Source organism: Deinococcus aerius (genome assembly GCF_002897375.1).
Classification (GTDB): domain Bacteria; phylum Deinococcota; class Deinococci; order Deinococcales; family Deinococcaceae; genus Deinococcus; species Deinococcus aerius.
The window spans coordinates 13,155-26,030 of the sequence record NZ_BFAG01000003.1; the positions used below are offsets into that span (position 1 = coordinate 13,155).

Annotated in this window: 13 protein-coding genes; 3 read left to right on the forward strand and 10 right to left on the reverse strand. The window is 71.2% G+C overall.

The features are described from left to right. Positions 1-52: 52 nt before the first annotated feature. The 4 genes from DAERI_RS04920 to rsmA form a co-directional block, all read right to left on the reverse strand. Positions 53-1,591, reverse strand: a complete 1,539-nt coding sequence (locus DAERI_RS04920) for a gamma-glutamyltransferase family protein (RefSeq protein ID WP_235610282.1) — start codon at positions 1,589-1,591, stop codon at positions 53-55. Between the two features lie 145 nt (positions 1,592-1,736). Beyond that, on the reverse strand, positions 1,737-2,471 hold the full coding sequence (locus DAERI_RS04925; protein ID WP_103128663.1) for a tyrosine-protein phosphatase: 735 nt from the start codon (positions 2,469-2,471) through the stop codon (positions 1,737-1,739). Positions 2,472-2,545: 74 nt separating this feature from the next. Beyond that, positions 2,546-3,487 (reverse strand): carbohydrate kinase family protein, encoded by a 942-nt coding sequence (locus tag DAERI_RS04930; RefSeq protein WP_103128328.1) that lies wholly within the window; start codon positions 3,485-3,487, stop codon positions 2,546-2,548. 100 nt (positions 3,488-3,587) lie between these two features. Beyond that, positions 3,588-4,436 (reverse strand): 16S rRNA (adenine(1518)-N(6)/adenine(1519)-N(6))-dimethyltransferase RsmA, encoded by an 849-nt coding sequence (rsmA, locus tag DAERI_RS04935; RefSeq protein ID WP_103128329.1) that lies wholly within the window; start codon positions 4,434-4,436, stop codon positions 3,588-3,590. Between the two features lie 10 nt (positions 4,437-4,446). Here rsmA and DAERI_RS22310 point away from each other — a divergent pair, with 10 nt between their 5' ends. The 3 genes from DAERI_RS22310 to DAERI_RS04950 are packed head-to-tail and all read left to right on the forward strand — an operon-like array spanning position 4,447 to position 7,539. Continuing rightward, on the forward strand, positions 4,447-5,349 hold the full coding sequence (locus DAERI_RS22310) for a tetratricopeptide repeat protein (protein ID WP_235610260.1): 903 nt from the start codon (positions 4,447-4,449) through the stop codon (positions 5,347-5,349). Position 5,350: 1 nt separating this feature from the next. Beyond that, positions 5,351-6,820, forward strand: coding sequence for an NAD(P)H-hydrate dehydratase (locus tag DAERI_RS04945; RefSeq protein WP_103128330.1), 1,470 nt, complete (start codon positions 5,351-5,353; stop codon positions 6,818-6,820). Positions 6,821-6,834: 14 nt separating this feature from the next. Next, complete coding sequence (locus DAERI_RS04950; protein WP_103128331.1) at positions 6,835-7,539, forward strand: DUF4388 domain-containing protein; 705 nt, start codon at positions 6,835-6,837, stop codon at positions 7,537-7,539. Between the two features lie 413 nt (positions 7,540-7,952). On the opposite strand, the gene DAERI_RS04955 is transcribed toward DAERI_RS04950, so the two are convergent. The 6 genes from DAERI_RS04955 to DAERI_RS04980 all read right to left on the reverse strand — a co-directional run bounded on the left by DAERI_RS04955 (position 7,953) and on the right by DAERI_RS04980 (position 12,874). After that, positions 7,953-10,064 carry an MDR family MFS transporter gene (locus tag DAERI_RS04955; protein ID WP_103128332.1) on the reverse strand — a complete coding sequence of 704 codons (2,112 nt, stop codon included), beginning with the start codon at positions 10,062-10,064 and terminating at the stop codon, positions 7,953-7,955. Then, positions 10,061-10,576 (reverse strand): MarR family winged helix-turn-helix transcriptional regulator, encoded by a 516-nt coding sequence (locus tag DAERI_RS04960; protein ID WP_103128333.1) that lies wholly within the window; start codon positions 10,574-10,576, stop codon positions 10,061-10,063. The genes DAERI_RS04955 and DAERI_RS04960 overlap by 4 nt, the downstream gene beginning before the upstream one ends. Positions 10,577-10,670: 94 nt before the next feature. Then, entirely contained in the window at positions 10,671-11,243 is a 573-nt protein-coding gene (locus DAERI_RS04965) for a hypothetical protein (protein WP_103128334.1), read from the reverse strand. 119 nt (positions 11,244-11,362) lie between these two features. Further along, the gene (gene lysX / locus DAERI_RS04970) at positions 11,363-12,247 is read right to left on the reverse strand and encodes a lysine biosynthesis protein LysX (protein WP_165794075.1); all 885 of its coding nucleotides are present in this window, start codon (positions 12,245-12,247) and stop codon (positions 11,363-11,365) included. A gap of 58 nt (positions 12,248-12,305) precedes the next feature. Beyond that, on the reverse strand, positions 12,306-12,479 hold the full coding sequence (lysW, locus tag DAERI_RS04975) for a lysine biosynthesis protein LysW (RefSeq protein ID WP_102127425.1): 174 nt from the start codon (positions 12,477-12,479) through the stop codon (positions 12,306-12,308). A 62-nt stretch (positions 12,480-12,541) separates the two neighbouring features. Next, positions 12,542-12,874, reverse strand: coding sequence for a hypothetical protein (locus DAERI_RS04980; protein WP_165794076.1), 333 nt, complete (start codon positions 12,872-12,874; stop codon positions 12,542-12,544). Positions 12,875-12,876: the final 2 nt, after the last annotated feature.

A 12,876-nucleotide genomic window follows, 5' to 3' on the forward strand; every position in this document is an offset into this window, starting at 1 on the left:
GGAGTGGGCAGTGAACTCGATCTTTTCCCACTCACCACTGCCCACTCCCCACTTACCACACCGCGATGTGCCCGTCCGTCCGGCTCTCCGTCCCGCCCTCCAAAACCCCCGTCTCCGGGTTGCGCCAGATGATCTGACCCCGCCCGAAGGAACCGGAGTCGAGTTGCACCCGCACCTCATGGCCCCGGGCAGAGAGGGCACGGGCGAGTTGTGCCCCCAGGGCGTGTTCGACCTCCACCCCCTTGCCGCTGAGCCACTGCCAGCGCGGGGCGTCGAGGGCTTGCTGGGGGTTCATGCCGTAACGGACGGTGTTCAGCACGACCTGGAGGTGTCCCTGGGGCTGCATAAAGCCGCCCATCACGCCGAAGGGGCCGACCGGCGTACCGTCCGCGTGGGACAGGAAGCCGGGGATGATCGTGTGATACGGGCGCTTCCCGGGCGCGAGGGCGTTGGGATGCGCGGGGTCGAGGTGGAAGTTGTGCCCCCGGTTGTGCAGGGCGATGCCGGTGCCGGGCACGACCACGCCGGAGCCGAAGCCCATGTAGTTGCTCTGGATCAGGCTGACCATGCCGCCCTCCCCGTCGGCGGCGGCGAGGTAGACGGTGCCCCCGGTACTCGGCGCGCGGGTGGCCGGATCGTGCGCCAGGTCGCCGAGGGAGGTGCGGTGGCTGGCGGTGTTGGCCTCACCCAGCAGCCGCTCCACGTCCACGGGCACGTGCCGGGGGTCACCCACATAGGTGTGGGCGTCGTGGAAGCCGCGCTTCATCGCCTCGATCTGGAGGTGCAGCCCGTCCGGGTCGTCGCGGCGGTCGGGGAGGTCCATCCCGTTCAGAACGTTGAGGGCGATCAGGGCCGCGATGCCCTGCCCGTTCGGCGGAATCTCGTGGACGAGGTGGTCGCCGTAGCGGGCGTGGATGGGCGTGACCCACTCCGAGCGGTGGGCGGCGAGGTCGGAGGCGCGCAGGAGCCCGCCCGTCGCGCGGGCGTGGGCGTCGATCCCCTCGGCGAGTTCGCCCTCGTAGAAGGCAGCGCCGTTCGTCTGGGCAACCAGCTCCAGCGTGCGGGCATGGCCCTCGCTGCGCCACAGGGCACCGGGCGCGGGCGTGAAGCCGTCCGGCGCGAAGACCCGGAACCATTCCTTCATGACCGGGAGGTTCAGGCTCCGGTAGATCCCCGTAGCCCGCGCCCACCCCGCGGCCAGCACGGGCGAGAGCGGGTAGCCCTCTCGAGCGTAGCGGATGGCGGGGGCCAGCACGTCGGCGAAGGGCAGGCGGCCAAAGCGCGCGTGCAGGTCGGCCCAGCCGCGCACCGCGCCGGGCACGGTCACGGGCGTCCAGCCGTGCCGGGGCATCTCGCCCCCGGGCAGGGCGTCCAGGGTCAGCGCGGCGGGGGCGGCCCCGCTGGCGTTCAGGCCATGCAGCTCGCCCCCCGCCCACACCAGGGCGAACAGGTCGCCGCCGATGCCGTTGCTCGTCGGCTCCACGACCGTCAGGGCGGCGGCGGTGGCGATGGCCGCGTCCACGGCGTTGCCCCCGGCTTGCAGGACGCTCAGCCCGGCCTGCGCGGCGAGGGGTTGGCCGGTGGCGACCATGCCCCGGCGGGCGTACAGGGGTCGCCGAACGGTCGGGTACTCCGGGTTGAAGGTCACGGGAGACAGGGTAGTACGGCGGGAGGCCGCGTATCACCGATACGTGATCCATTCCGAAGAGGGAGAAGGTTACGCCGCCCTCCCTGTCTCATGCCCGAAGGCGATCCCGCAGGTGCACGAAGGTTTCATCCTCCATTCCGCCTGATCGGAGGTACGTTTCCACACTCCCGTACGTTCCTCGCAGGTGGCCGAACAGGGCCAGCATGGTGTCGGCCCTGGCCTGCTGAAACGATGGCAAGCGGGCACGGCCCTCACCCTCCGGCACGGCGGCTAGCTCCTCGGCATAGTGCCGCCCCAAACATTCGTCCGTCAGCGCGAAGTCCGCGGCGATCACTTCCGGGGCGACGCCCGCCACCTGCAGGGCGAGGGCGACGACCACACCCGTCCGGTCCTTGCCCGCATGGCAATGGACGGCAACCCCACCTGTCGGGGCACCCGCAATAGCCCGCAGGGCGCTCACCACCTGCCGGGGATAGCGCTCCAGCATGATGCGGTACACCTCGAGGACCGTTTCGGCGGCCTGAACGAGGTCGCGCCCCTCCGTGTCCGCCTCGTCGAAGAGGGGGACGTTCAGGTACTCGGGGTCATCCCTCAGGGGACTGGGGAACCGCTCGGCCTCCCAGCCTGAACGCAGGTCCACCACCCGCCTGATTCCAGCCTGGCGTAAGGCCACGACCCCGGTTTCCCCGAGGCGGTCGTGATTGTCACTCCGAATCAGGGCGAGCGGCCGGATGGTGCGGCCATCCAACGTCGGCAGTCCGCCGAGGTCACGCGCATTCTGGCACTGGCCCCAGGGGAGACGGCGGGCGGCGAGGGAGGTCATCCCCGGCAGTGTAAGCGACCCGTCCACGCGAATGCCCCGACCATCCCAGGCCGGGGCTACCGGGAGGACGGGCGTTACCGGGGAGCCTGCGCCAGCGCCGCTTCCAGGTCGGCGGAGGTGATGGGCCGCGCCTGGGCGCCCACCCGGGTGGCGGCGAGCGCCCCGGCGGCGTTGGCGGTGCGGGCCGCCTGGGCGAGCGGCTGGCCGGTGAGGACCGCGTGGGCAAAGGCGGCGGTGAAGGTGTCGCCCGCGCCGGTCGAGTCCACGACCTTGCCCTCGGGCCGGATGGGATCCACGAGTTCGGTCTCGGTGGGGGTCCAGACGATGCTGCCCAGGCGCCCCACCTTCACGACGACCCGCCGCGCGCCCGCCTCGCCGAGCTGCGCGAGCGCCGCGCTGATGCTCGTCGTGTTCGTCAGGGCCAGGAGTTCGTGCTGGTTGAGGGTCAGGTAGTCGGCCCCGATCACGTTCTCGATCAGGTCGGTGCCCACCTTGTTCACGGCCCCGGTCCCCAGGTCCACGAAGACGGGGACGGGTTTCTTGGCCTTCTGCGCCGCCTCGATGGCCTTCAGCGTGTACTCGCGCTGCGGCCCTTCCGTGAGGCTGTAGGCGCTGACGATGAGGGCGTCGGCCCCCTCGATGTCCTTTTTCTTGAGCCTCGCGGGGTCGAGCTGGCGGTTGGCGGCCCCGTCGCTGATCATGGCGCGGGCGCCGTCGGGAGTCTGCATCACGGTGATCGTGCTCGTGAGGTGGTCGGGGTCGCGCTGGATGGCCGTCTGGACGACGCCGCTTTCGCGCACGCGGTCCAGGGCGTATTCGGCGAAGGGATCGTTGCCCACCCGGGCGGCGAGCGTCACCGTGTGGCCCAGCCGGGCCAGGGTCACGCTGATGGTGCCGCCCGCCCCGCCGGGCTCCATGGTGGCGCGCCTGGGGGCGACCTCTTCTCCGGGGGCGGGCAGGCGGTCAAGGTGATAGAGGTGATCGACGGTCACGTCACCGATAACGTAAAACTTCACGGGGAAACCTCCGGGCCAGCCTGAAACGGCCCTCAATGCACCGCGCTCCTCGGGGAGACGCAGGCGCCGAAAGTGACAAACTGGCGTTTGAAACGCCGTTCTAACGTACCACGCCGAGCCGCCGGGCAACGTCAAGGAGGTCCGGGAGGGGCACGTCCTCGGCGCGCACGTCGGGGCGCAGGCGCGCGGCCTCCACCGCCGCGGCCACCGCCTCCCCATCCAGGCCCGCCAGGCGCAGGTTGTTCCGCAGGGTCTTGCGGCGGTGGTGCAGGGCGGCCTCCACAAATTTCAGGAAGGCCGGGTCGGGCAATGGCCGGGAGCGGTCGAAGTCCAGCCGCACCACGCTGCTCGTCACGTCGGGGGCGGGCAGGAAGGCGCCGCGGGGCACGTCGCGCAGGTGGCGGACGGTGCCGTGCAGGGCGGCCAGCGCGCTCAGGAAGCCGTAGTTGTCGTCGCCGGGGTGGGCCGCGAGCCGCTGCGCGACCTCCTTCTGGACGAGGACGGTGGCCGAGAGGACCCCCGGCGCCCCCATGAAGCGCGAGAGCAGCACCCCGGTGATGTAGTACGGCAGGTTGGCGATGACGCGCGTGCCGGGCGGGAGGGAGGCGTAGTCGAAGTCGAGGGCGTCGCCCCAGACCACCTTCACATCTAGCTCCGCGAGCGTCTCGGCGAGGACGGGTTTCAGGCGCTCGTCCTTTTCCAGCGCGGTGACGATAGCGCCGCGCGAGGCGATCTCGCGGGTCAGGACGCCCAGGCCGGGGCCGACCTCCAGCACCGGGACGCCGGGGGCCGCGCCGCCCGCCTCGGCGATGGCGCGCAGGATGTTGCCGTCGATCAGGAAGTTCTGCCCCAGGCTTTTGGTCGGCCTCAGCCCGTGGCGCGTGAGGAGTTCGCGCACCCGGGCGGGCGAGTAGAGCGGGAGATCGGTGGTGGAGTTGGGCTGGGTCACGGGGGTCCTGTTGAGCGGACACGGACAGGGTTCCGCGCCGGGCGCGTCAGTATACTCCGCGCATGACGGACCCCGCCCCCCCACCGAACCCCTCACCGCCGAGCCGCCCCGGGACTGGACGGCGTTCGCCCGCGCGGGCGAGTGGCGGCGGGCCCTGGCGGCCGCCCGCCTCGCGGGGGCTCCGCCCGAGGTGGTCGCCGCGCTCGACGGGGCGGTCGGCGTGCAGGACGGCGTGCGGGCGCGGCGCCCGGGACAGGCGCGGCGCAGTTGGGCCGCCACCCAGGAGGCGCTGGAGGCGGCGCGGGCGCGCGGCCTGACGGGTGAGGCGGCGCTGCTGACCTCCCTACTGTCGCCCGGCACGCTCACCCCCGCGCTGGCGGCCCTGGAGGGGCTGGGCAACGGGAGCGGCGGCGAGACGGAGCCGGGCGCGCTGCGGGAGCGGTTAACCCCGGCCTTCGCGCACCCCCTGACCCGGGCGGAGGCGCTGAACGCGGTCGGCGTGCTGCACGCGCTGCGCGAGGAGCCGGGCGAGGCCCGCGGGGCGTTCGAGGAGGCGCTGGGCACCGACCCCAGCCACTACCGGGCGATCACGAACATCGGCAACCTGGAGCTGGAGGCGGGACAGCCCGGGGCGGCGGAGACCCGCTACCGCGAGGTGCTGCGGCTCAACCCCGACTACGACGGGGCGCACCACAATCTCGGGGTGGCGCTGCGGCGGCAGGGCAAGGTGTACGAGTCGGTGGGCTCGATCCGCCGCGCCCAGCGCCTGAGCGTGAAGCGCTCGCAGGAGGACACCCGCGAGGAGATGCGCGAGCAGTTCCGCACAAACGCCCGGCTGCGGACCCTGCGCTGGGTGCTGCTGGCGGCGGCGGTGCTCATCCTGTTCCTGATCGTGCGCGGGGCGGGCCACTAGGATGCCGGAGTTCGTGTACGCCCCGGGGGGGGTGCGCGCCCTGGACGCGCGGCTGGAGGCGGCGGGCCTCCTCGACCTCGCCATGGAGGAGGCGGGCCGGGCGGTGGCGGACGCCGTTCATGAACGCTTCCCCGGGCGCCGGGTCCTGCTCCTGGCGGGGGGCGGCGCGAATGGTGGGGACGCTCTGGTGGCCGCGCGGCACCTCGCGGCGGTGGGACATGGGGTGGAGGTCCTCGCTGCCCCGGCCAAGCATCCCCTCACCCGGCTCAACCGGCGGCGGCTGGCGGCCTTCGGGGTGAAGCTGGGACCGCTGGCCCCGCAGGCCGTCACCCGCGCCTCCCAGAGTGCGGACGTGCTCGTGGACGGATTGCTGGGGACCGGCTTCACGCCACCGCTGCGCCCAGAACTCGTTGGGGTGGTTGAAGCGGTGAACGCGGCGCGGGCCGGGGGCGCAAGGGTCGTCGCCATCGACCTGCCGAGCGGCTTGGACGGGGCAAGCGCCGACGCGCCGGACGAGTCGGTGCGTGCCGACCTGACCGTGACCCTGACCGGCCTCAAGACCGCGCTGCTGTTCGGCCCCGCCGCGCACGGGGTTGGGGAAGTCGTGCTCGCGCCGCTGCGGGTGCCGGGAGAGTGGCGGGCGGAGCATGCCCTCGCCACCCGGCCCACCGACGCGGAGGTTGCGGCGCTGCTGCCCATGCGCTCCCCCGACGCCCACAAGGGCACCGCCGGGCGGGTGTGGGTGGTCGGGGGGCATCCCGGCACAGTTGGGGCGGCGGCCCTGGCGGGGTTGGGGGCGCTGCGGGCGGGGTCAGGGCTGGTGACGATTCACTCATCCGCGGACGTTCCCCTCGTCACGCCCGAGTTGATGGTTCGGCGGCACGCGGAGTTGGGCCGGGCGCTGGAGGAGGCGCGGGCGCACGGGGCGCCGGACGCCCTGTGTGTGGGAATGGGATTGGGGCCGGACGCCGTCCATCTGGCCCGGCAACTCCTCGCCTGGAACATTCCCACCGTCCTCGACGCCGACGCCCTTCAGCCCGAACTCGCCGGGGCCGGGCACGTTGTCTGCGTCTGGACACCCCACCCCGGCGAGGCGGCTCGGCTGCTGGGGACGAGTACAGGGGAGATCACGCGCGATCCGCTGACAGCCGCGAGAAGGCTGCAGGAGCGCTTCGGGGGCGTAGTCGTGCTTAAGGGCGGCCCCTCCGTGGTCGCGCACGCGGGGGGGCTCAGCATCAGCCGTGGCGGACACCCCGGGATGGCGAGCGCGGGCATGGGGGACACCCTCTCCGGGGTGATTGCGGCGCTGCTGGGGCAAGGTTTGTCGGCCCCTGACGCCGCCGCGGCGGGGGTGCGGCTGCACGCGCGGGCGGGGGAACGGGCCGGGGCACGGCACGGCTACGGGCTGATCGCCACCGACGTGAGCGCGGAGTTGGGGGGGGCGTGGCTCGACCTGCGGGGGATGGGGTAGGCTGAACCCCACACATGCAGGGACTCCTCTCCGACCTGCCCCTGATGGGGATTCTGGAACTGGTGAACACCACCCGGCAGACCGGCGTGCTCGACGTGAAGGCCGAGGTGCCCTACACGGTCGCCTTTGTGGGCGGCGAGATCGTGGGCGGCGGCATTCTCGACTGGCTGGGCGTGGACGCGCTGCACGCCAGCCCGATGCTTCCCGACGAGGGCAGTTTCGAGTTCAAGCCGAGCGCCGTGACCGGCTCGCCCCTGGCCCCCTACGATCACTTTATGACCGACTGGGCGCGGGCTTCCGACGAGTGGGAGCAGATCTGCGCCGTGATCGGCAGCCCCAGCCGGGTCTTTCAGGGGGGCGTGCCGCTCTTCGACGAGCCGGGGGGCCGCAGCGTGCGCGGCGCGGCGCGGCAGGCCGAGCTGCCCCTCTTCGAGGTTGCCCAGACCCTCGCCGAGGCGGTGCGGCAGGGCCGGGTAGAACCGACCGGGCGCTACGCCTGGCACAGCCTGCGCCTGCGCTCGGGCACGACCCGGGTGACGCCGTCCCCCGTGGCAAGGGCGCTGGACGGCGAGCGCAACCTCGGCGAGGTGATCGCCGGGGGCCTGGACGAGTGGGCCGTGCGCGACCACCTCCTCGCCGAAATTCGTGCGGGGCTGCGGTTCCCCGGCAGCGGCTGGGTCCTGCGCGACCTGATCTGGGAGGAGAAGCACCTGCGGTAGGGGGAAGTTTTGCTTCCTCCCCCACCAGGGGCCGAGTGCCGCGCGGAGGGCTCTCACAGAGAAAAGCCCTGCAGGCCGGCCAGAAGGCCCCTCCCCCTTGAACGCCTGATGTGCAAGGGAAAAAACGCCGTCTGGGCCGTGTGCTGCTCCCTCTCCCCCTGCGGGAGGGGGCGGACGAGCGCGGCCCGTCTTCGGGCCAAACGAGAACTTCACTCCTGCTTGCCCAGCTTCCCGGTCCTGTCACGCCCATCCAACGTCCTGAGGGGGGAGGCCAGGTGGGGACGAACAGGGCTGGCGTCCAGGGCCAGTGGAAGAGCCACCCTTCCCAGACGACGCAGTGAGGGACACCGCTCAAGCTCAGGAAAAAGAGGGGCGGGCGTGGAATTCCGCGCCCGCCTCTCCTCCTGCCCCGCTCAGATTTCGGCGTGTGCCGGGGCCATCCGCTCGCCCTTCTGCCGGGTCGGCATGCTGAGGTTGGGCATCATCAGCGTGGCGAGGAAGGCGAGGGCCGCCACCACGATGGAGTAACGGTAGATGGAGGCGACGGTCTGCGCGAAGGCAACCTTCGTCGCGCGGGCACTCAGGAGCGCGACCTGCTCACCGTCGTTCACGCCCTTCAGGGCGGCGCTGAGCGCCTGCTGCTGGGCCTGCCGCGCGGCGGCGGCGGCAGCGGCATCAAGCCCCTGCTTGATCCCGGCCAGGATTTGCGCGCGGGCCTGCGGGCTGGCGAGCGCCTGCGCGGGAATCTGCGCGAGGCGGGCGCGCAACTCGGCGGGAAGCTGCGGGTTGGCCGCGGCGGCAGCGAGGCGGGCTGGATCGCCGCTGTTCACAGCCGCGGCGATGGCATTGTAGGCCTGCCCGAATCCGGCAGTCACGCCCGCGGCCACGCCCCCGGCGGGGATGTTCGTGAGCTGCTGTTTCGCCTCGTCAGGCAGCGTCTTGTTGTTCTGAATGGCGGCGATGGCCTCCCGGTCGCCCGTCTCGATGGCCTGCGTGACGTTGCGGCGCAACCCTGCGAAGGTCGCCCGGATCTGCTCGGGGCTCTGCGGCGTGGCGTTGCGGTCCTGGTTGCGGTTCTCGCCCGACCCGCTGCGAATCCCCGCGCTGATGCCCTTCAGGGTGGTGGCGACGGTGCCCTGCTGGGCGGCGGCCTGCGCGGCGAACTGGGTGGCGAGGTTGGTCGTCAGGCCCGCGGTGAGGACCGCGCCGAAGACGGCCGTGCCGATGGTGCCGCCCATCTGCTGGAAGAACTGCCCGGCGCTCGTCGCCACGCCGATCTCCCAGGGCTTGACCGAGAGTTGCAGGGCGGTCGTGTACAGCGGCAGCGCGGGACCCAGGCCCAGGCCCAGCAGGACCATCCTCAGCACCACGGCGGAGTAGGGCGTGTCGGCGTTCAGCGTGCTGAGGCTGAAAAAACCCAGCGCGGCGACGACCAGCCCGATCAGCATGAGGGGCTTGTAACGCCCGATGCGGCTGGCGATCTGGCCCGAGCCGATGGCCCCGATGATCAGGCCCACCGTCAGCGGAATGGTGGCGGTCCCCGCCTTGGTCGCGCTCACGCCCTGCACCTGCACGAGGTAGAGGCTCAGGAAGAGGATCGCGCCGAGAAAGCCCGCCCCGATCAGGAAGCGCGCGACCGCCCCCCAGGCGAAGGTCGGGTTGCGAAAGAGGGTCAGCGGCAGGATGGGGCTGGGGTGCCGGGACTGGGCGAACAGGAAGGCGATCAGGGCGGCGGCGCTCAGGCCGAAGAGGCCCAGGATGGTGGGGCTCGTCCAGCCATAGTTGCCGTCCGCGCCCCAGGTCAGGGCCAGCAGCAGCGGCACGGCGAACACGATGATGAGCGCGGCGCCCAGCCAGTCCACCCGCGCCTGGAGCCCGCTGGCGAGGCGGGGCATCTTGCTGGCGATAAAGGCCAGCGCGATCAGGCCCAGCGGCAGGTTCACGTAGAACACCCAGCGCCAGGAGATGTTGTCGGTCAGGAAGCCGCCCAGCAGCGGGCCGATCACGCTGCTCAGGCCGAACACGGCGCCGAAGAGGCCCTGGTAGCGGGGCCGGTCGATGGGTTCGAACAGGTCGGCGATGATGGCGAAGGCGACCGAGCCCAGCGCCGCCGCCCCGATCCCCTGAAGGCCGCGGAACACGACGAGCTGCATCATTCCGCCGCCGAAGAGGTCGCCCAGGAAGGGCTCGCCGCTCAGGCCGCACAGCGCCGAGCCGAACAGGAACACCAGGATGCCGAACATCAGAATGGGCTTGCGCCCATACAGGTCCGAGAGCTTGCCGTAGATGGGCACGAGCGCCGTGTTCGTGAGGAGGTAGGCGGTCGTGACCCAGGTGTAGAGGTTCAGGCCGTTGAGGTCGGCGGCGATACGCGGCATGGCGGTCGCCACGATGGTCTGGTCGAGCGCGCTGAGAAACAGCCCCAGCAGCACGCCGAACAGGATCACGCGCTTGGTCGCCATGTCGAGGGTCTGCGCGTAGTTGATGCGCGCGGGCGGGGCGCCTTGGGGAGTGGGGGCAGTCATGAATCCTCCTGGGAAGGGGGGGCGCAGCCGGGGCCGGAGCCGACCTCGGCGACCAGGGCGCGGACGGCGGCGGTGGCGGCGCGAATCGTCTCGGGTCTCACCTCGCGGAAGGCCGCCTCGTAGGCCCCGATGAACTGGGCGTCCATACGCGTCACCACGTCCAGCCCCTGGGCGGTGGGAACGACGAGCTTTTCGCGGCGGTTCTCCGGGTTCTCCCGTCGCTCGGCGAACCCCCGGCGCACCAGCCGCTCCACGAGGTGGCTGGCCGCGGGCAGGCTCAGCCGGGCGCGTTCCGCCAGCGCCGAGACGGTCAGGGGCGCCTGGGCGCGAAGCTGGTGCAGGGCCGTCATCTGGGTAAAGGTCAGGTCGTGGTCCTGAAGCTCGTCCTGCATGTTCAGGAGGACCCGGCTGCTGATCAGGCGGTGCAGCCGCTTCATCTCCTGACCGAGCCGGGCGGCGTCGGTGCCCGTGTCCCCGTTCGGTGCGTTGGCCTGGGCGGTGGGATCCATCATGGTTCCAAGCTTGGAAGTATCTCAATCATAAGACGGTATGATGAACCCCAAAGCCGGGCAGATCAAGCCCGGAAAAGGGCCTAGGCCAGAGCGCCTAGGTTCGCGGGTGGCCGCGCCGGGGAGAACGGGGACACCCCGCAAAGGCCACGCCGGCCAGCACCTCCCGCGCCCCGTCGTCAGCGGCGAGGGCGTAGGCGAGGGAGTTGTGGCTGGCCCGGCAGGGCGTCGCTCCCCGGCAGGCAGCGAGGTCCCGCGCGGCCAGGGCGAGGAGGCGGGGGGCGAGCCAGCCGAGGTTATCCAGCACGAAGGGCACCCGGTACTGCACGAGCATCGGCGCCGCTTCGGGGGCGTCGTGACGTTTGTGGGCAAAGGCCAGCCAGGCGAGCAACTCCGCTTCCTCCGCCTCCGCGACGGCATGGGGACCGGGATGGATCAGCCACCACGTCGGCCCGCCTTGCACATCCCGGCCCTTGGTCACGATGTAGCGGTGGTTGACCGTCAGGGGCAGGAAGTACCTGCTCCCGGTCGTCGGGTTGAAGTGGAAGCGGCGGTCATCGCCCTCCAGCCCCAACCCCGTGAGCAGGTCGCCGACCAGATCGAGGTACGCGGCGGCCTCCGCGTGACCGGAGAACCGCCACAGGTTCTGGAGGAGGCTGGGGTCGAACATCCGGCCTTCATTCTGAACGTGCCTACCAGTGGTCATGCTGAGCCGCAGGCCAAGCATCCCCCAGCGGGCATCCGGGACCCTTCACGCCGCTCGGGGTGACACCCCCTTGCTGGACCCGCCTATCGGACCGGTTCAGGAACAGGTTTGCCGGAGGCCACGCCCCTGAGCAGACCCAGCGCGTACTCCCCCATCCGGCGGGGAATGTCCACGCCCGTCGTGCTCACCGAGTTCTTGAACTCCATCGTGTGGTTGATCTCGATGACGAGCAGGCCACGCCCCGGGTCCTCCACGAGGTCGATGGCGACGATCTCGCCGGAGACAGCCGCCGCCGCCCGCCGGGCGAGGTCCGCGATTTCCGGCGTGACGGGGCAGTTGCTCGCCCTCGCGCCGCGCGCCGTATTCGTGATCCAGTGTTCGGAGGTGCGGTAGATCGCCCCGATGCACTCGCCGCCGACCACGAAGGCGCGGATGTCGCGCCCCGGCTTGCGGATCAGCTCCTGCACGTAGAAGACGCCGTGCTGCGGGCCGCCCAGCACCTCCTTGTGCTCGATGATCGCCTCGGCGGCGTCGCGGTCGTTGATGCGGCTCACCATGCGGCCCCAGGAGCCGACGGTGGGCTTGAGGACAACCGGGTAGCCCAGTTCCTCGATCAGCGCGAGGGCGGCCTCACCGTCGAAGGCCACGCCGGTGCGGGGGGTGGGCAGGTCCGCACGGGCCAGCGCCGCGTTCGTGGCGAGCTTGTCGCCACACAACTCGATGACGTGGGCGGGGTTGATCACCCGCACGCCCAGCCCCTCCAGCGCCCGGGTGACGGCGTGCCCACGCGACTGGCTCACGCAGCGTTCGAGCGCCACACGCCAGGGCACACGCCCCGCATCGTCGAAGGTCACGCGCAGTTGCGGCGTGTAGACCTTGTCGTAGGGCACGCCGAGGCTGTCCAGCGCCTCGAAGAGCATCTTCTCGTCGGGGCGGATGCGGTCGTAGAGAACAGCTAAGTCGGCCATAGGGCTCCGGGGAGCAGTCAGCCGTCAGCGTTCGGCATCCCGGCTGACGGCTGAACGCTTATTCCCCCCAGTCCTCCGCTTCCTGCGGGGCCTGCTCCAGCCGGGGCGGGTCGATGGACACCACCTCGTACTCCACCCCGGTCTCGTCGTCGATGACGAGTTCGCCGAGTTCGGGGTCGGTCAGTTCGATGGTGGCGCCCGTCTCTGGGTTTTCAAATTGAATGGTAGGCATGGTCCTCTCCTTGCGAATGGTAGGCTAACGCTCCTAACAGTTTGCAGACGCTATTGTCTAGCCTACTCCGCCTCCTCGAACTCCAGCTCGATGCGGGCGCGGCAGTGGGGGCAGGAGACGATGCTCGCCACGTGTCCGGCCTCGGCCTCGATGATGGGGGCCTCGGCCAGCATGTCCTCGGTCACGTCGAATTCCTCGCCGCAGCTCGGGCAGGTGGTCAGCACGCCCAGCAGCTCCAGCTCGAAGTCCTCGCCGGGGCCGTTGCGGGTCACTTCCATCTCAGCGTTGCAGGAGTCGCACACGATCACGTCGCCCACCGACAGGTCGGCGCGGTCGGCGTCGGTGAGTTCCAGCACCTCGGCGCACACGGGGCAGTCGATTTCCAGGGTCGCCATAA

Coding starts and splice junctions, on each gene's coding strand:
- DAERI_RS04920 (WP_235610282.1), bottom strand. CDS start 1,591: ATGGTCGCCACCGGCCAACCCCTCGCCGCGCAGGCCGGGCTGAGCGTC.
- DAERI_RS04925 (WP_103128663.1), bottom strand. CDS start 2,471: ATGACCTCCCTCGCCGCCCGCCGTCTCCCCTGGGGCCAGTGCCAGAAT.
- DAERI_RS04945 (WP_103128330.1), top strand. CDS start 5,351: ATGCCGGAGTTCGTGTACGCCCCGGGGGGGGTGCGCGCCCTGGACGCG.
- DAERI_RS04950 (WP_103128331.1), top strand. CDS start 6,835: ATGCAGGGACTCCTCTCCGACCTGCCCCTGATGGGGATTCTGGAACTG.
- DAERI_RS04955 (WP_103128332.1), bottom strand. CDS start 10,064: ATGACTGCCCCCACTCCCCAAGGCGCCCCGCCCGCGCGCATCAACTAC.
- DAERI_RS04960 (WP_103128333.1), bottom strand. CDS start 10,576: ATGATGGATCCCACCGCCCAGGCCAACGCACCGAACGGGGACACGGGC.
- DAERI_RS04965 (WP_103128334.1), bottom strand. CDS start 11,243: ATGTTCGACCCCAGCCTCCTCCAGAACCTGTGGCGGTTCTCCGGTCAC.
- lysX (WP_165794075.1), bottom strand. CDS start 12,247: ATGGCCGACTTAGCTGTTCTCTACGACCGCATCCGCCCCGACGAGAAG.
- lysW (WP_102127425.1), bottom strand. CDS start 12,479: ATGCCTACCATTCAATTTGAAAACCCAGAGACGGGCGCCACCATCGAA.
- DAERI_RS04980 (WP_165794076.1), bottom strand. CDS start 12,874: ATGGCGACCCTGGAAATCGACTGCCCCGTGTGCGCCGAGGTGCTGGAA.